The 15,738-nt window shown below is 69.1% G+C and carries 18 protein-coding genes and 2 tRNA genes; 11 read left to right on the top strand and 9 right to left on the bottom strand.

Going from position 1 to position 15,738, the window contains the following annotated elements:
- Together RT309_RS08265 and RT309_RS08260 are read right to left on the bottom strand one after the other, a co-directional pair.
- Positions 1-1,431 (bottom strand): DEAD/DEAH box helicase (locus RT309_RS08265; protein ID WP_396654432.1); only part of this gene is annotated, 1,431 nt, incomplete at its 3' end.
- Positions 1,432-1,487: 56 nt separating this feature from the next.
- Entirely contained in the window at positions 1,488-3,188 is a 1,701-nt protein-coding gene (locus RT309_RS08260; protein ID WP_313356386.1) for a long-chain-fatty-acid--CoA ligase, read from the bottom strand.
- A gap of 48 nt (positions 3,189-3,236) precedes the next feature.
- Here RT309_RS08260 and gatC point away from each other — a divergent pair, with 48 nt between their 5' ends.
- The 5 genes from gatC to RT309_RS08235 are packed head-to-tail and all read left to right on the top strand — an operon-like array spanning position 3,237 to position 8,551.
- A complete protein-coding gene (gene gatC, locus RT309_RS08255) occupies positions 3,237-3,536 on the top strand; it encodes an Asp-tRNA(Asn)/Glu-tRNA(Gln) amidotransferase subunit GatC (RefSeq protein WP_071644104.1) in 300 nt (99 codons plus the stop codon).
- Complete coding sequence (gatA, locus tag RT309_RS08250) at positions 3,533-5,113, top strand: Asp-tRNA(Asn)/Glu-tRNA(Gln) amidotransferase subunit GatA (RefSeq protein ID WP_313356384.1); 1,581 nt, start codon at positions 3,533-3,535, stop codon at positions 5,111-5,113. The genes gatC and gatA overlap by 4 nt, the downstream gene beginning before the upstream one ends.
- Positions 5,113-6,627 carry an Asp-tRNA(Asn)/Glu-tRNA(Gln) amidotransferase subunit GatB gene (gene gatB, locus RT309_RS08245; protein WP_313356383.1) on the top strand — a complete coding sequence of 505 codons (1,515 nt, stop codon included), beginning with the start codon at positions 5,113-5,115 and terminating at the stop codon, positions 6,625-6,627. The genes gatA and gatB overlap by 1 nt, the downstream gene beginning before the upstream one ends.
- A gap of 50 nt (positions 6,628-6,677) precedes the next feature.
- Positions 6,678-7,937, top strand: coding sequence for a DNA polymerase IV (dinB, locus tag RT309_RS08240; protein ID WP_313356381.1), 1,260 nt, complete (start codon positions 6,678-6,680; stop codon positions 7,935-7,937).
- Between the two features lie 29 nt (positions 7,938-7,966).
- Positions 7,967-8,551: a hypothetical protein gene (locus RT309_RS08235; protein WP_313356380.1), complete on the top strand. Its 585-nt coding sequence runs from the start codon at positions 7,967-7,969 to the stop codon at positions 8,549-8,551.
- Here RT309_RS08235 and RT309_RS08230 read toward each other — a convergent pair.
- From RT309_RS08230 to RT309_RS08220, 3 genes are read right to left on the bottom strand one after another with little or no spacing between them, the layout of a single operon-like run.
- Positions 8,541-9,026: a DUF2017 family protein gene (locus RT309_RS08230; RefSeq protein WP_313356379.1), complete on the bottom strand. Its 486-nt coding sequence runs from the start codon at positions 9,024-9,026 to the stop codon at positions 8,541-8,543. The two genes, RT309_RS08235 and RT309_RS08230, sit on opposite strands and share 11 nt — an antisense overlap.
- On the bottom strand, positions 9,023-9,313 hold the full coding sequence (gene clpS / locus RT309_RS08225) for an ATP-dependent Clp protease adapter ClpS (protein ID WP_313356378.1): 291 nt from the start codon (positions 9,311-9,313) through the stop codon (positions 9,023-9,025). The genes RT309_RS08230 and clpS overlap by 4 nt, the downstream gene beginning before the upstream one ends.
- A complete protein-coding gene (locus RT309_RS08220) occupies positions 9,310-9,648 on the bottom strand; it encodes a metallopeptidase family protein (RefSeq protein WP_313356385.1) in 339 nt (112 codons plus the stop codon). Before RT309_RS08220 ends, clpS begins: the two co-directional genes overlap by 4 nt.
- A gap of 218 nt (positions 9,649-9,866) precedes the next feature.
- Between RT309_RS08220 and RT309_RS08215 the strand changes: the two genes are divergently transcribed.
- Entirely contained in the window at positions 9,867-10,478 is a 612-nt protein-coding gene (locus RT309_RS08215; RefSeq protein ID WP_313356376.1) for a CueP family metal-binding protein, read from the top strand.
- A 44-nt stretch (positions 10,479-10,522) separates the two neighbouring features.
- On the opposite strand, the gene RT309_RS08210 is transcribed toward RT309_RS08215, so the two are convergent.
- A tRNA-His gene (locus RT309_RS08210) sits at positions 10,523-10,598 on the bottom strand.
- A 36-nt stretch (positions 10,599-10,634) separates the two neighbouring features.
- Positions 10,635-11,261, bottom strand: a complete 627-nt coding sequence (gene orn / locus RT309_RS08205) for an oligoribonuclease (protein WP_313356375.1) — start codon at positions 11,259-11,261, stop codon at positions 10,635-10,637.
- Between the two features lie 48 nt (positions 11,262-11,309).
- Between orn and RT309_RS08200 the strand changes: the two genes are divergently transcribed.
- Positions 11,310-11,381: transfer RNA gene (locus RT309_RS08200), tRNA-Arg, on the top strand.
- A gap of 5 nt (positions 11,382-11,386) precedes the next feature.
- Here RT309_RS08200 and RT309_RS08195 read toward each other — a convergent pair.
- Positions 11,387-11,650 carry a hypothetical protein gene (locus RT309_RS08195; RefSeq protein WP_313356373.1) on the bottom strand — a complete coding sequence of 88 codons (264 nt, stop codon included), beginning with the start codon at positions 11,648-11,650 and terminating at the stop codon, positions 11,387-11,389.
- Positions 11,651-11,716: 66 nt separating this feature from the next.
- Here RT309_RS08195 and RT309_RS08190 point away from each other — a divergent pair, with 66 nt between their 5' ends.
- A complete protein-coding gene (locus RT309_RS08190) occupies positions 11,717-12,619 on the top strand; it encodes an alpha/beta hydrolase (protein ID WP_313356371.1) in 903 nt (300 codons plus the stop codon).
- Here the strand turns inward: RT309_RS08190 and RT309_RS08185 are convergent.
- Positions 12,591-13,064: an Lrp/AsnC family transcriptional regulator gene (locus RT309_RS08185; RefSeq protein ID WP_313356369.1), complete on the bottom strand. Its 474-nt coding sequence runs from the start codon at positions 13,062-13,064 to the stop codon at positions 12,591-12,593. The genes RT309_RS08190 and RT309_RS08185 overlap by 29 nt on opposite strands.
- A gap of 168 nt (positions 13,065-13,232) precedes the next feature.
- Here RT309_RS08185 and RT309_RS08180 point away from each other — a divergent pair, with 168 nt between their 5' ends.
- The 3 genes from RT309_RS08180 to RT309_RS08170 form a co-directional block, all read left to right on the top strand.
- Positions 13,233-14,345 (top strand): thiamine pyrophosphate-dependent dehydrogenase E1 component subunit alpha, encoded by a 1,113-nt coding sequence (locus RT309_RS08180; protein ID WP_313356368.1) that lies wholly within the window; start codon positions 13,233-13,235, stop codon positions 14,343-14,345.
- A gap of 1 nt (position 14,346) precedes the next feature.
- On the top strand, positions 14,347-15,372 hold the full coding sequence (locus RT309_RS08175; RefSeq protein ID WP_313356367.1) for an alpha-ketoacid dehydrogenase subunit beta: 1,026 nt from the start codon (positions 14,347-14,349) through the stop codon (positions 15,370-15,372).
- Positions 15,369-15,738, top strand: a 370-nt coding sequence (locus RT309_RS08170; RefSeq protein WP_313356366.1) for a biotin/lipoyl-containing protein, incomplete at its 3' end; no start/stop codon positions are given. The genes RT309_RS08175 and RT309_RS08170, both read left to right, overlap by 4 nt.

The raw sequence follows: 15,738 nt of genomic DNA, 5'->3' as shown, positions 1-15,738 counted from the left end.
GTCGGACGAGCGGTCCTGTCGCTCGCGCGGCGGACGGTTGTCACGCTCGATCGCCCGCGACAGCTCGTCGTTCTCGGGGTCGAGCAGCAGCGGCGTCTCGCCCTGGGCGACCACGGCCAGCGCCGCGGCGACGTCCGCCTCGGGCACATCGTTGTTGCGCACGTAGTGGGCGATGATGTCGCGGAACGCCTCGATGCGGCGGGTCTCTCCGAGGGCTGCGGTGATCGCGTCGTCGAAGCGCGCGAGGCGCGTCGAGTTGACGTCCTCCGTGGTCGGCAGCTGCATCTGCGTCGGCTGCTGGCGGGTCGCCTTCTCGATGTGCTTCAGCAGGTAGCGCTCGCGCGGCGTGATGAAGCTGATCGCATCACCGGTTCGGCCTGCACGGCCCGTGCGCCCGATCCGGTGCACGTACGACTCGGTGTCGGTGGGGATGTCGAAGTTCACGACGTGGCTGATGCGCTCGACGTCGAGGCCGCGGGCGGCGACGTCGGTGGCGACGAGGATGTCGAGCTTGCCGTCCTTGAGCTGATTCACGCTGCGCTCGCGCTGGACCTGCGGCACGTCACCGTTGATCGCGGCCGCGGAGTAGCCGCGGGCGCGGAGCTTCTCGGCGAGGGTCTCGGTCTCGTTCTTCGTGCGGACGAAGACGATCATCCCGTCGAAGTTCTCGATCTCGAGGATGCGGGTGAGGGCATCCACCTTCTGGGCGTACGAGACGACGAGGTAGCGCTGAGTGATGTTCTGGTTGGTGGTCGTCTTGCCCTTGATGGCGACCTCTTCGGGCTCGTTCAGATACTGCTGAGCGAGGCGGCGGATCGTCGCGGGCATCGTCGCCGAGAACAGCGCGACCTGCTTGTCCTCGGGGGTCTGTGCGAGGATCTGCTCGACATCCTCGGCGAAGCCCATCTTCAGCATCTCGTCGGCCTCATCCAGCACGAGGTACTTCAGCTCAGAGAGGTCGAGCGTGCCCTTCGCCTGGTGGTCCATGATGCGGCCCGGCGTGCCGACGACGATGTGCACGCCACGGCGCAGCGCGGACAGCTGCACGCCGTACGCCTGCCCGCCGTACACGGGAAGCACGCGCACGTCCTTCATGCGGGCCGAGTACGCCTCGAACGCCTCGCACACCTGCAGCGCGAGTTCGCGGGTGGGGGCGAGCACGAGCACCTGCGGCGTCTTCTGACCGAGGTCGAGGTTCTCGAGCACGGGCAGCGCGAAAGCCGCGGTCTTGCCGGTGCCGGTCTGCGCCGTTCCCAGCACGTCGCGTCCCTGCAGCAGCAGGGGGATCGTCGCCGCCTGGATCGGCGAGGGCGTCTCGTAGCCGAGGTCCTTGATCGCCTTGAGCAGCGAGCCGGTGATGCCCAGCTCCTCGAATCCGGGAGACGTCGCGGCCTCGTCGGGGGTCTCGGGCGCGTCGGGGGCAGGGGCGATGTCGTCGGCAGTCACCTGTCAACGATAGTGGGTGCGGATGGGAGAGTGCTGGCCGTTCAGCTGCCCGAGGTCAACGCCAGCAGGCGCTCCTTCACCTGCCGGCGCAGCACCTTGCCGATCAGCGACTTCGGCAGCTCGTCGACGACGAAGATGCGACGCGGCACCTTGTACGGCGTGAGGATGCTGCGCGCGAACGCGCGGATGGCCTCGACATCGACGTCCTTGCCGTCCTCCACGACGATCGCGGCGACGACCTCTTCGCCGGAGCGGTCGCTCGGCAGTCCCACGACGGCCGCGTCGACGACATCCGGATGCTGGCGCAGGGCGCCCTCGACCTCGGTGGGCGCCACGTTGAAGCCGCCCGTGATGATGAGCTCCTTGATGCGGTCGACGATGCGCACGAAGCCCGCCTCGTCGATCGTGACGATGTCGCCGGTGCGGAACCAGCCGTCGACGAACACCGCCTCGGTCGCCTCGGGCTTGCCGTAGTAGCCGGAGAACACCTGGGGGCCGCGCACGATCAGCTCGCCGGCCGAGCCGGCCGGCACGTCGGCGGTCGGATTCTCGGGGTCTACGACGCGGCACTCGGTACCGGGAAGCGGCAGGCCGACGGTGCCGGCCACCCGATTGTCGGCGACGGGGTTGGCCATCAGCACGGGGGAGCACTCGCTCAGCCCGTAGCCTTCGACGAGGTAGCCGCCGCTCGCGTCCTCGAACGGCACCACGAGGTCGTGCGACAGCGCCATCGCGCCAGAGATCGCGATCTCGGTGCCGGCGAGCGACACGCCCTTCTCCTTCGCGGCGGCCAGCAGTCGCTCGGCGATCGGCGGCACGAGCGGCAGGAAGGTGGCCGGATGCTTCTTCGTCACCTGCAGCACGAGATCGGGCTCGAACTTCGGGAACAGCACGAGCCGCGCGCCCATCGACATCGCGAAGGTCAGACACAGCGTGAGCCCGTAGGCGTGGAACATCGGCAGCACGGCGTAGACGACGCAGCCGTCGCCGCGCGTGATCGACGGCACCCACGCCTGAGCCTGCGCCGCGTTCGCGAGCAGGTTGCGGTGGGTGAGGACCGCACCCTTGGGCGTGCCCGTGGTGCCGGAGGTGTACTGGATGATCGCGAGGTCGTCGGTTCCGGGACGCGGGTGCGATGCGGGAAGCGGAGCGGATGCCACGAGCGAATCCCAGCTGATCGCACCGCGCACCTTCGCGGTCAGCGCCGCACGCGACTCACGGGCCTTCGCGATCGGCAGCTTCAGCATCAGCTGCATCCTGCGCGGCATCGCCGTCGTCACGTCGACCGAGACCAGGCTCGTGACCGCCAGATCGACGGGGAACTCCTGCACGGTCTCGACGACCTTGCTCCAGACGATCGCGTGCCTGGCACCGTGGTCTTCGAACTGCTTGCGCAGCTCACGCGGCGTGTAGAGCGGGTTGTGCTCGATCACGACGGCGCCGAGGCGGAGCACGGCGTAGAACGCGATGATGTGCTGCGGGCAGTTCGGCAGCACGATCGCCACCGGGTCGCCCGGGCCGACACCGAGGTCGCGCAGGCCGGCGGCCGCCCGCTCGATGGCATCCTGCATCTCGCGGTAGGTCGTCTCGCGCCCGAAGAACTGCAGCGCCGGGGCGTCCGGGTAGTCGCGCACCGAGGCCTCGACGATGTCGATCAGCGAGCCGGTCACCTCGGGCAGGTCCTGCGGGACACCTTCGGCATAGCTTGCGGTCCATGGGCGAGGGGGAGCGAACTCGGTCACGCGCTCCAGCTTACGTGTGCGCACGTCGCGCTCTCGTAGACTGGGGTGGTGTCTGAAATCACCCCTGATCTCGTACGCCATCTCGGCGTGCTCGCGCGCATCCAGCTCTCCGACGACGAGGTGACTCAGCTGACCGGTCAGCTCGATGCCATCGTCGACAACATCGCGAAGGTGTCGGAGGTGGCCACGCCCGACGTCGTCGCCACCAGCCACCCGATCGCGATGAGCAACGTCTTCCGTCCCGACGAGGTCGGCGAGACGCTCACGCTCGAGCAGACGCTGAAGAACGCCCCGGATGCCGCAGACGGCCGCTTCCGTGTGACCGCGATCCTGGGAGAAGAGCAGTGAGCGACATCATCCGGCTGACCGCCGCCGAGCTCGGCGAGAAGATCTCCGCCGGCGAGATCTCCAGCGTCGAGGCGACGCAGGCCCACCTCGACCGCATCTCCGCGGTCGACGGCGACGTGCACGCCTTCCTGCACGTCAACGAGCACGCCCTCGCGGCGGCCGCCCAGGTCGACGCGCGCCGTGCCGCGGGCGAGCAGCTCGGCCCGATCGCCGGTGTGCCGCTCGCGGTCAAGGACGTGCTCGTCACCGCCGACATGCCCTCCACGAGCGGCTCGAAGATCCTCGAGGGCTACATGTCGCCGTTCGACGCCACCGTCGTGGCGCGCTCGCGCGCCGCCGGCCTCGTGCCGCTGGGCAAGACGAACATGGACGAGTTCGCGATGGGCTCGTCGACGGAGTTCTCCGCCTACGGCCCGACCCGCAACCCGTGGGATCTCGACCGCATCCCCGGCGGTTCGGGTGGCGGCTCCGCCGCGGCCGTCGCGGCATTCGAGGCCCCGCTCGCGCTCGGCTCCGACACCGGCGGATCGATCCGCCAGCCCGCGCACGTCACCGGCACCGTCGGCATCAAGCCGACCTACGGCGGCGTCAGCCGCTACGGCGCGATCGCGCTGGCATCCAGCCTCGACCAGGTCGGTCCGGTGACCCGCACCGTGCTCGACGCCGGGCTGCTGCACGATGTGATCGGCGGTCACGACCCGAAGGACTCCACCTCGCTTCCGCAGGAATGGCCGTCGTTCGCCGCCGCGGCCCGCGAGGGCGCGTCGGGTCAGGTGCTCAAGGGGCTGAAGGTCGGCGTCATCACCGAGCTGCCCGACTCCGGCTTCCAGGCCGGCGTCGCCGCATCCTTCCGCGAGTCGCTGGCCCTGATGGAGGCGCAGGGCGCCGAGATCGTCGAGATCTCCGCTCCGCACTTCGAATACGGTGTCGCCGCGTACTACCTGATCCTGCCCGCGGAGGCGTCGAGCAACCTCGCGAAGTTCGACTCGGTGCGCTTCGGCCTTCGGGTCACCCCCGACGGCAACCCGACGGTGGAGGACGTCATGTCGGCGACCCGCGAGGCCGGCTTCGGCCCCGAGGTCAAGCGCCGCATCATCCTCGGCACCTACGCCCTGTCTGCCGGCTACTACGACGCGTACTACGGCAGCGCGCAGAAGGTGCGCACGCTCATCCAGCAGGACTTCGACCGGGCCTTCGCGCAGGTCGACGTCATCGCGACGCCCTCGGCGCCGACGACCGCGTTCAAGATCGGCGAGAAGATCGACGATCCGCTGCAGATGTACCTGAACGACCTGACGACGATCCCGGCGAACCTGGCCGGCGTGCCCGGCATCTCGATCCCGTCGGGTGTGGCAGCCGAAGACGGTCTGCCCGTCGGCATCCAGTTCCTCGCGCCTGCGCACGAGGATGCCCGTCTGTACCGCGTCGGCGCGGCTCTCGAAGCCGCGCTCCTCGACTCGTGGGGGGAGCCGCTGCTGTCGAAGGCGCCTGCCCTTCGGCAGGCTCAGGGACCCAGGGAACAGGCTCAGGGACCCAGGGAACAGGCTCAGGGAGCCAAGGAAGAAGGAACCCGCTGATGGCCACCGCCAAGCTCATGGACTTCGACAAGGCTCTCGAGATGTTCGAGCCCGTGCTCGGATTCGAGGTGCACGTCGAGCTGAACACCCGCACGAAGATGTTCTCGGATGCCCCGAACCCGGCGAACGACGAGTTCCACGGTGCCGAGCCGAACACGCTGATCGCCCCGGTCGACCTCGGCCTGCCGGGTTCGCTGCCCGTGGTCAACGCGACGGCCGTGCGCTCGTCGATCAGCCTGGGTCTCGCGCTCGGCTGCTCGATCGCCGAGTCCAGCCGCTTCGCGCGGAAGAACTACTTCTACCCGGACCTCGGCAAGAACTACCAGATCTCTCAGTACGACGAGCCGATCGCGTTCGAGGGATCGGTCGAGGTGGAACTCGAGGACGGCACCCTGGTGACCATCCCGGTCGAGCGTGCGCACATGGAGGAGGACGCCGGCAAGCTCACCCACATGGGCGGGGCCACCGGTCGCATCCAGGGTGCCGAGTACTCGCTGGTCGACTACAACCGTGCGGGTGTGCCACTGGTCGAGATCGTCACCAAGCCGATCTTCGGCGCCGAGCATCGAGCGCCCGAGTACGCCAAGGCGTACATCGCCGCGATCCGCGACATCGTGCGCGGCCTCGGCATCTCGGAGGCGCGTCTCGAGCGCGGCAACCTGCGCTGCGACGCGAACGTGTCGCTGCGCCCCCGCGGCCAGGAGAAGCTTGGCACCCGCACCGAGACGAAGAACGTCAACTCGATGCGTTCGGTCGAGCGCGCAGTGCGATACGAGATCCAGCGTCAGGCCGCGATCCTCGCCGACGGCGGCACGATCATCCAGGAGACCCGTCACTGGCACGAGGACACCGGCACGACATCGCCGGGCCGCCCGAAGTCCGACGCCGACGACTACCGCTATTTCCCGGAACCCGATCTGCTGCCCGTGCAGCCCTCGCGCGAGCTCGTCGAGGAACTCCGGTCGGTCCTGCCCGAGCAGCCCGTCGCGCGTCGCCGTCGTCTGAAGGCCGACTGGGGCTTCACCGACCTCGAGTTCCAGGACGTGCGCAACGGCGGGCTGATCGACGAGGTCGAGGCCACGATCGCGGCCGGTGCCGCGCCGGCGGCCGCGCGCAAGTGGTGGACGGGGGAGATCACCCGCATCGCCAACGCGCAGGAGCGCGAGGCCGCCGGCCTCGTCTCACCCGCCGACGTCGCAGCTCTGCAGGGCCTGGTGGATGCCGGGACTCTGACCGACAAGCTCGCCCGTCAGGTGCTCGAGGGCGTCATCGCCGGTGAGGGAACGCCGCAGCAGGTCGTCGACTCGCGCGGGCTGGCCGTCGTCTCGGACGACGGTGCGCTGATCGCCGCGATCGATGATGCGTTCGCCGCGCAGCCCGACGTGCTGGCGAAGATCAAGGACGGCAAGGTGCAGGCCGCGGGCGCCGTCATCGGCGCCGTCATGAAGGCCATGAAGGGTCAGGCCGACGCCGCGCGCGTGCGCGAGCTGATCCTCGAGCGCGCCGCGCAGTGACCACCGGGTGCCACCGACGCGATGTCGGTGGCACCGGTCAGGATGGATGCATGGGACGCGGTGACGGATCGGGCCGCATCGTCTCGCCGGAGGGCGCGGACGACACCGGCACGGGCATCCTGCATGTCGACATGGATGCCTTCTACGCGGCGGTCGAGGTGCTTTACGACCCGTCGCTGCGTGGCCTGCCGCTGATCATCGGCGGCCGCGACGGGCGCTCGGTGGTCTCCAGCGCGTCCTACGAGGCGCGCCGCTTCGGGGTTCGCAGCGCGATGCCGGTCGGACAGGCGCTGAGGCTGTGCCCGACGGCCCGCGTCGTGCCGCCGAACTTCACCCGCTACCAGGCTGTCTCGGCCCAGGTGATGGAGATCTTCCAGAGCATCACCCCGCTCGTCGAGCAGCTCTCGATCGACGAGGCGTTCCTCGACGTGCGCGGAGTGCGCCGGCTGTGGGGGAGTCCTGGTGAGATCGCGGCGCTGATCCGACGACGGGTGCGCGACGAGGTCGGCATCACCTGCAGTGTCGGAGTCGCCGCCACGAAGCACGTCGCGAAGATGGCGTCGACCGTCTCCAAACCTGACGGGATGCTCGTGGTGCCCGCCGCGCGAACGCAGGAGTTCCTCGATCCCCGACCGGTCGGCGCCATGTGGGGCGTCGGACCGAAGGCCGCCGAAGCACTGCAGCGCCGGGGCATCCGTCTGATCCGCGACGTGCGGGAGGCGGCGCCTGAAGCCCTGGAGCGCGCCGTAGGCCCCGCGCTCGGGCAGCGGATGCAGGATCTGGCCCGCGGTCTCGACGCCCGTGCCGTCGAGACGGAGCGGGTGGAGAAGAGCGTCGGTCACGAAGAGACCTTCGACCGCGACATCGACGATGCCGACCTGCTCCGCTCGGAGCTGCTGCGCCTGGCCGACCGTGTCGGGGCGCGCCTGCGCACCTCGGGGTGGCATGCGGGAGCCGTGGCGATCAAGATCCGCTTCGCTGATTTCACCACGCTGAGCCGCACCGTGTCGCTGGCTGAGCCGACCGACGTGGGACAGCGCATCGGAGAGACGGCGATCGCTCTGTTCGCCCAGATCGAGCGCAGGGATCCCGTGCGGCTGGTCGGGGTGCGGGCTGAGAAGCTGCGTCCCGCAGGGACGTCGGCGATGGCGCTGTGGGATGACGACGAGGACCAGCGGCGCCTCGAGGGCACGCTCGACGACGCACGGGCCCGATTCGGGATCGGCATGATCACCAGGGCACGTCACGTGGGTACGACGGATCGGCGCGGCAGTGACGGGGTCGAGCCGCGGCCGTTCGGCCGCGAGTGACCCACCGGCCGGTTCGATAGCGTGGTGTCATGTCGACAGCCTCCGCCCCCGATCACTTCGGAGAGCAGCTCAGCGCGGCGACCGCGCGCATCTGCGATGCGGTCACCGCCGTGTCGGCGTCGAACCCGGTCGTGATCATCGACGGTCGCAGCGGCGCCGGCAAGAGCAGCCTGGCCGCCCGCGTCGCGCGAGCGTGGCCGCTGAGCACGCCCGTGCAGATGCTCGCGCTCGATTCGGTCTACCCCGGATGGGACGGGCTCGAGCGCGGTGCGCAGATCGCCCGGGAACAGGTGCTGCGTCCGCACGGGCGCGGTCTGATCGGCATCTGGCGGCGCTGGGACTGGGAGCTGGAGGAAGAGGCCGAGGCCCACGCGGTCGACCCGTCTCTCGGGCTGATCGTCGAAGGCTGTGGTGCGCTCACACCGACAACGGCCCCGCTCGCCGATCTCACCGTCTGGGTCGATGGACCACGCGATTCGAGACGGCGACGCGCTCTCGAGCGCGACGGCGACGGCTTCCGCAGCCACTGGGACATGTGGGCGGCGCAGGAGGACGCGCACATCGCGCGGCACGAGCCGCAGAGACTCGCGCACGTGCAGGTGGCTACGCCGTAGCGGCGTCCGCATCGTCGGCGCGCTGGATCAGGTCGTCCAGCCGGTACCCGAGCCAGTCGTACACGTGGAAACGCGCGTCGTGCGGGTCGTGACGGTCATCGTGGTCGACGCCGAGGCGCGACGCGACGACCAGCCTGATCGCGGCGAGAGTGCGCAGCCACGCGTCGACGTGCGCTGCGGGGATGCCGACGTCGTGCGCGGCGAGCACATCGAGATCGTCGTCGTCGGTGTCGAAATCGATGAGACCCTCGCGCATGACGAGGGCGTCCTTGCGACGGCGGTCGAACAGCTCGTCCCGGGTGCTGCGGCGGAATTCCGCTGCCGCGGCGCCGTCATCCGGGTAGGCGACCGGAGCCAGTCGTGCCAGCGCGGGATCGGCGTCCGTGCGCGGCCCTGCGACGAGCTCGAGGAACTCGTCGATCAGGTGCAGCAGATTGCGTCCTTCGATCCAGGCGATCGAGATCGACAGACTCACTGCGGAACCCTTCGGATGGTGGCCCACAGCCCGAAGTCGTGCATCGACTGGGCGTGCACCTCCATGGTCTCCCTCGGACCCGTGGCGACAACGGCATGCCCTTCGTTGTGCACCGCCAGCATGAGGGCAGTGGCCTGCTCCTCGGGGTATCCGAAGTAGCGGCGGAACACGCGCACGACGTAGCTCATGAGATTGACGGGGTCGTCCCAGACCACCAGCTGCCAGGGCACGAGCGGCGCGACCGTGAGCTGCTCGTCGAGCAGGGGAGTGGTCGCCGGGATGCTCATGCCCACCCCAGCTCGTGCAGCTGCTCGTCGTCGATGCCGTAGAAGTGCGCGATCTCATGGACGAGTGTGGTGTGGATCTCGTCCCGCAGCTCGTCCTCATCGGCGCAGGCCGCGAGGTGCGCGTGGCGGTACACGATGATCCGATCCGGCAGCTCGCCCATCCCGTACTGGCCGCGCTCGGTGAGCGCGAAGCCCTCGTACAGGCCGAAGAGGTCGCTGCCGTCATCCGGTTCGTCCTCGACGACGAAGACGACGTTGTCGAGGCCGTCGACCATGTCGTCGGGCAGCTTGTCGAGTTCCTCGACGACGAGCGCCTCGAACTGCTCGAGGGTCATGCTCAGACCACCGTCGGGCAGAGCCTGCGCGTCGGAGTCGAGGGAGGAGGACATGCTTCGATGCTAGCCGGGGCGCACCCCGGGACGGGGCGTCTCCGTCGAGAACTCATAGGCTCGATGAGTACCGTCTCGACCGGAGAAGAAGATGGCCCGTCGTCCCGTGCGGCGCCGTCAGCGCCGACTTCTCGCCCCCGAGACGATGAGGAACACGCTTCGCCATGCGCACCCGAATGATCACCCCGGCCGTCGTTCTCACCCTCACGGGCGCCCTGCTGCTCGCCGGCTGCGCACCCGCCGGTCAGACGACGGACTCGGCGGGCCGCGGCACGTCGGCACCCTCCACCGGGCCGAGCCTGGAAGAGCTCTCCCGCACCGACGTGCGCGCGCTCGTCGACCGGCTCGATCGTGCGCTGGTCAGCGAGCGGGATGATGCGGTGACGGCTTCGATCCGCACGGACCGCGTCGTGCTGGCCGGCGCCGACGGGTCGCAGGTCGAGATGCCGATGCCGGACGGCATGACCTACATCTCCTTCGCTCCGTACCGCTCGCAGACGCACGACTGCACCTTCCACGCGCCGAGCTCGTGTGTCGGCGAGCTGCGCAACACCGAGCTGCAGCTGAGCATCGCGGATCTTGCCACGGGGCACACGTACGTAGACGAGCAGACGCGCACGTTCGACAATGGCTTCATCGGCGTCTGGCTTCCGCGCGGCATCACCGCCGAGGTCGTCACCGTGATCGGCGACAGCGAGGCCAGGGCTGTGATCTCCACCGTGAACGCTGACGACCCGACCTGCATCACGACGATGCCGCTGCATACGCGCGGCTGACACGACGAAGCCCCCGGGTTCATGACGAACCCGGGGGCTTCTCTTGGGGTGAGTAACGGGGCTTGAACCCGCGACCCCCGCGACCACAACGCGGTGCTCTACCAGCTGAGCTATACCCACCATGTGCCTGCCGGAGCGGGCGACTCGACAAGTGTATTACATGTTCAGAGTGAACTCTGACACCGTGCGGTCGGCGATGTCGCGCGCCTGCTCGGAGGAGGGTCCGGGGGCGTCGGCGAACACCGCGGAGCGGTAATAGCGCAGCTCGCGGATCGACTCGAGGATGTCGGCCAGGGCCCGGTGGCCGCCGTTCTTCTCCGGAGCCTGGAAGAACACGCGGGGGTACCAGCGACGCGCGAGCTCTTTGATGCTCGAGACGTCGACGTTGCGGTAGTGCAGGTACTGGTCGACGCTCTGCATGTACGTGGCGAGGAACATCCGGTCGGTGCCGATCGTGTTGCCGGCCAGCGGAGCCTTGCGCTCGAGGGGGACGAAGCGCTTGATGTAGGCGAGCGTCTGCTCCTCGGCATCGGCGAGGCTGACGCCGTTCGGGATCTCGTCGATCAGGCCCGAGGTGCGGTGCATCTCGGTGACGAAGTCGTTCATGTTCGCGAGTGCGGCGTCGCTCGGCTTGATGACGATCTGGAAGCCGGGGTCGAGCAGGTTCAGCTCGAAATCGGTGACCACGACGGCGATCTCGACGAGTTCGTCGACCGAGAGGTCGAGGCCCGTCATCTCGCAGTCGATCCACACGAGCCGGTCGTTCTCAGCAGCAGAAACCATACTTCGATCCTAGCGACGGGGGCCGACACGGTAATCTGGAGCCGGTACGCCTCCTTAGCTCAGAGGAAGAGCATCGGCTTTCTAATCCGTTGGTCGCAGGTTCGAATCCTGCAGGGGGCACCTCGTCAGTTCCGCAGCGCGGCGACCGCATCGTCGGCGTCCCAGAACTCGCCGATCAGGCGGAAGGATCCGGATGCCAGGTGCAGGCGCTCCGCGCGGTAACGGATGCCCAGGGGGTCGGCGATCACGCGCAGATGTCCACGGATGCGGCCGCGGGCGTCGACCACGCGCCACAGGTGGTCGCCTGCCCTGTCGAGGTGCTCGGCCCGCGTGCGCAGCGCCGGAGTCTCCCACAGCAGAGCGGGATGTATCTCAGTCAGCGATGTCATGCTGTCTCCTTCCCTGATTCGAACATATGGACGGCCACCGACATTCCGTCCCGTAGACTCGGCGGCATGCCCGCGACCTCTCCGTATGCCGCTCGCCTCGCCGAGATCCCGGTCGAACGCCGAGAGGTGCGGGTGCAGGGGTCGACGACGGCGTACTGGGTGTACGGCGAGGCGGCAGACGACGCGCCGACGATCATCACCGTGCACGGATTCCGCGGCGAGCATCACGGGCTCGAGCCGGTCGTGGCGTACCTGCCGGGCATCCGGATCATCTCGCCCGACCTGCCGGGCTTCGGCGAGACGCCGCCGATACCGGATCGCGAGCACGACCTCGGGCTCTACACCGGCTGGCTCTGCGAGTTCGCGCGCACCGTCGCGCCTGGAGCGATCATCCTCGGGCACTCGTTCGGCTCGATCGTCGCGGCGGCCGCCGTCGCGAGCGGACTCGAGACGCCGCGGCTCATCCTGATCAACCCGATCGGCGCCCCCGCGCTCGAGGGGCCGAAGGGCCTGCTCACCCGGATCGCCGTGCTGTACTACGCCCTCGGTGCGCGTCTGCCCGAACGCTGGGGGACGGCCCTGCTGCGGCATCCGCTTACGGTGCGCGTCATGAGCATGGCGATGGCCAAGACCCGTGACCCGGCGCTGCGCAGGTTCATCCACGACCAGCACGACACCTACTTCTCGCGCTTCGCCGATCGTGACGTGCTGCACGACGCCTTCGTGACCAGCGCTTCACATGACGTGCGGGCGTTCGCCGGCGTGATCGACGTGCCGACTCTTCTGATCGCGGCTCAACGTGACGACATCACGCCGATCGAGGCCGAGCGGCGCCTCGCGACGATGTTCCCTCGCGCCGAGCTGGTCGAGATCGCCGACGTCGGGCACCTCATCCACTACGAGACGCCGGCCGAGGCGGCCGGAGCGATCCGGCGCTTCCTCAGACTTCCCGTCGTGCGAGGCCGATGAGCCCGGCCACCCGGAACGGGATCACCTCGCCCATCGCGAGCGAGGTCTCGGTGCGCTCGACGCCGTCGATCGACAGGATCCTGGCGTCGGTGTCGAACAGGTGACGAGCGTCCCGGCACGCGACCCTGGCGAGCAGGTCGATCGATCCGCTCAGCCCGTGCGCCTGCACGATCTCGGGAACCCGTGACAGCTCGGCGATGATGCGCGGCAGCTCGGTCTGCCGCACGCCGATGCTGATGAACGCCTGCAGCGGGAATCCGAGCACCTCGGTCGAGAACGAGCGCTCGTACGATTCGAAGACGCCCGTCTGCTCGAGCCGGGCCATCCGGGCCTGGATCGTGTTGCGCGACAGGCGAAGCCGGTCGGCCAGCTTCACCACGGTCGTGCGCGGGTCCTCCGCGAGGGCGGTGAGCAGTTCGAGGTCTGTGCGATCCAGGACGGGCATAACGCCACACGATAGCAGGGCTGCACTTGGGGGAATTGTGCAACATGCTCAGCAAACGCACACATGCTTGAGCGACGTGTCAGCCCGACGTAGCATTCGACTAAGCCCGACGCAGCCGTCGGGAAACCGTGCATGCCCCACGAAGGCCGCCACGTCAGGAGGACGCCGATGTCACCGAACACCAGCCCGATCGTCGACACTCAAAACGATCTCGAACTCACCGAGCGCATCATCGCGCCCGACGGCACGCGCGTGTCGAACCCTGAACTCGACCGCTGGATCGCCGACATCGACTACCAGGCGATGCGCGAGCTGCACCGCGACATGGTGGTGCTGCGGCGCATCGACTCCGAGGGCGTGGCACTGCAGCGCCAGGGTCAGCTCGGCCTGTGGGCGCCGTGCAACGGCCAGGAGGCCGCGCAGATCGGCACCGGCCGTGCCCTCGCGCCGAAGGACTTCGTCTTCCCCAGCTACCGCGAGACCGGCGTGATGTACACCCGCGGCGCCGAGCCCGGCGACTACGTGCGCATGTGGCGCGGTGAGGAGGGCGCGGCCTACGACCCCGCTCGGCTCGGCATCGCTCCGCTGCAGATCATCATCGGCGCGCAGACCCTGCACGCCGTCGGCTACGGCATGGGCATCCTGCACGACGGAGCCGACGAGGTCGCCGTCACCTACTTCGGCGACGGCGCCACCAGTCAGGGCGACGTCAACGAGGCGATGATCTTCGCCTCGTCTTACCGCGCACCCGTCGTCTTCGTCTGCCAGAACAACCACTGGGCGATCTCCGAGCCGGTCGGACTGCAGTCGCAGTACCCGCTGGCCGGCCGCGCGCCGGGGTTCGGCATCCCGAGCCTGCGCGTCGACGGCAATGACGTGCTCGCCTGCATGGCGGCGATGCGCTGGGCGCTCGATCACGCGCGCACAGGCAAGGGGCCCGCCTACCTCGAAGCAGTGACCTACCGCATGGGGCCGCACACCACGGCTGACGACCCGAAGCGCTACCGTGACGACGCCGAGCTCGCCCTGTGGCGCGATCGCGATCCGATCGCGCGCCTGGAGGCGCATCTCCGTGCGGCCGGCGAGCTGACCGACGAGCACCTCGACTCCGTGCAGACGGCCGCCGACGACAGCGCCCGCGAGATGCGCGCCGCATGCATCGGCATGCAGACCCGCCCGGCCCTCGCCGTGTTCGATCGCGTGTACGCCGAGCCGCACTCCGGCCTCGAGCGCCAACGCGACGAGTACGCCGGCTACCTCGCTTCGTTCGAGGAGGCCTGAGATGACGCAGATGACGATGGGCAAGGCCCTCAACGCGGGGCTGCGCCAGGCGATGCTCGACGACGAGAAGGTCGTGCTGATGGGTGAGGACATCGGCACCCTCGGTGGCGTGTTCCGCATCACCGACGGGCTCAAGGACGAATTCGGGGCGAAGCGGGTGATCGACACGCCGCTCGCCGAATCCGGCATCGTCGGCACCGCGGTCGGGCTCGCGTTCCGGGGCTACCGTCCGGTGGTGGAGATCCAGTTCGACGGATTCATCTACCCTGCCTTCGACCAGATCGTCTCGCAGGTCGCGAAGCTGCACTACCGCACCCAGGGCCGGGTGAAGATGCCGATCACGATCCGCGTGCCCTGGGCGGGCGGCATCGGTGCGGCCGAGCACCACTCCGAATCGCCCGAGGCCTACTTCGTGCACACCGCCGGACTGCGCGTGATCGCGGTCTCCGACCCGCAGGACGCGTACCGCTGCCTGCGGCAGGCCATCGCCTGCGACGACCCGGTGCTGTTCTTCGAGCCGAAGCGCCTGTACCACCACAAGGGTGAGGTCGACCTCGCGGCGCCGCTCGCCGACGCGCCTCCGATGGGTCTCGCCCGGGTGGTGCGCCAGGGGACCGATGCCACCATCATCACCTACGGCGCGATGGTTGGCACTGCACTCGACGCGGCCGCCGCGGCCGAGGACGAGGGCGTCTCGCTCGAGGTCATCGACCTGCGCTCGCTCTCGCCCGTCGACTACGAGACAGTCTCCGCCTCGGTGCGGCGCACCGGGCGGGTGGTGGTCGCGCACGAGGCGTCCCGCGAGGCGGGTGTGGCCGCAGAGGTCATCGCGAGCATCACCGAGTACTGCTTCGAGTACCTCGAGGCGGCGCCCGTGCGCGTCACCGGGCACGACATCCCGTATCCCCCCGCGAAGCTCGAGAAGTTCCACCTTCCCGACCTCGACCGCATCCTCGACGCCGTCGACCGAGTACTCGATCGTCCGCACACCTTGAGTGCCGTGGACGCGAAGGGAGACGAGCGGTGAACGCCGAGTTCCGCCTGCCCGACCTGGGCGAAGGACTGACCGAAGCCGAGGTCGTGCAATGGCTCGTGCAGCCGGGCGACGCCGTCGCGCTGAATCAGACGCTCGCCGAGGTCGAGACGGCCAAGGCCATCGTCGAACTGCCCTCTCCGTACGAGGGCACCGTCGCCGTGCTGCACGCCGACGCGGGAGACACCGTGGCGGTCGGCGCCCCGCTGATCGCCTTCGACGTCGCCGGTGACGAGTCCGCGACCTCGGCGGCTCCCGCCGCGGCCGGGGCGGAGGAGGAGAAGGCGCAGCCCAATCTCGTCGGATACGGCGCGGCCCCGGCATCCGGAGGCCGCCCGGCCCGACGTGCCCGCCGGCGCG

The sequence above is a fragment of the Microbacterium sp. genome (genome assembly GCF_032084865.1).
Lineage (GTDB): Bacteria > Actinomycetota > Actinomycetes > Actinomycetales > Microbacteriaceae > Microbacterium.
Note: the sequence above shows the minus strand (reverse complement) of the source record. Positions and strands in the feature narration are given on the sequence as shown.

Coding starts and splice junctions, on each gene's coding strand:
- gatB (WP_313356383.1), top strand. CDS start 5,113: ATGGCCACCGCCAAGCTCATGGACTTCGACAAGGCTCTCGAGATGTTC.
- dinB (WP_313356381.1), top strand. CDS start 6,678: ATGGGACGCGGTGACGGATCGGGCCGCATCGTCTCGCCGGAGGGCGCG.
- RT309_RS08235 (WP_313356380.1), top strand. CDS start 7,967: ATGTCGACAGCCTCCGCCCCCGATCACTTCGGAGAGCAGCTCAGCGCG.
- clpS (WP_313356378.1), bottom strand. CDS start 9,313: ATGAGCATCCCGGCGACCACTCCCCTGCTCGACGAGCAGCTCACGGTC.
- RT309_RS08220 (WP_313356385.1), bottom strand. CDS start 9,648: ATGACCCTCGAGCAGTTCGAGGCGCTCGTCGTCGAGGAACTCGACAAG.
- RT309_RS08215 (WP_313356376.1), top strand. CDS start 9,867: ATGCGCACCCGAATGATCACCCCGGCCGTCGTTCTCACCCTCACGGGC.
- orn (WP_313356375.1), bottom strand. CDS start 11,261: ATGGTTTCTGCTGCTGAGAACGACCGGCTCGTGTGGATCGACTGCGAG.
- RT309_RS08195 (WP_313356373.1), bottom strand. CDS start 11,650: ATGACATCGCTGACTGAGATACATCCCGCTCTGCTGTGGGAGACTCCG.
- RT309_RS08190 (WP_313356371.1), top strand. CDS start 11,717: ATGCCCGCGACCTCTCCGTATGCCGCTCGCCTCGCCGAGATCCCGGTC.
- RT309_RS08185 (WP_313356369.1), bottom strand. CDS start 13,064: ATGCCCGTCCTGGATCGCACAGACCTCGAACTGCTCACCGCCCTCGCG.
- RT309_RS08180 (WP_313356368.1), top strand. CDS start 13,233: ATGTCACCGAACACCAGCCCGATCGTCGACACTCAAAACGATCTCGAA.
- RT309_RS08175 (WP_313356367.1), top strand. CDS start 14,347: ATGACGCAGATGACGATGGGCAAGGCCCTCAACGCGGGGCTGCGCCAG.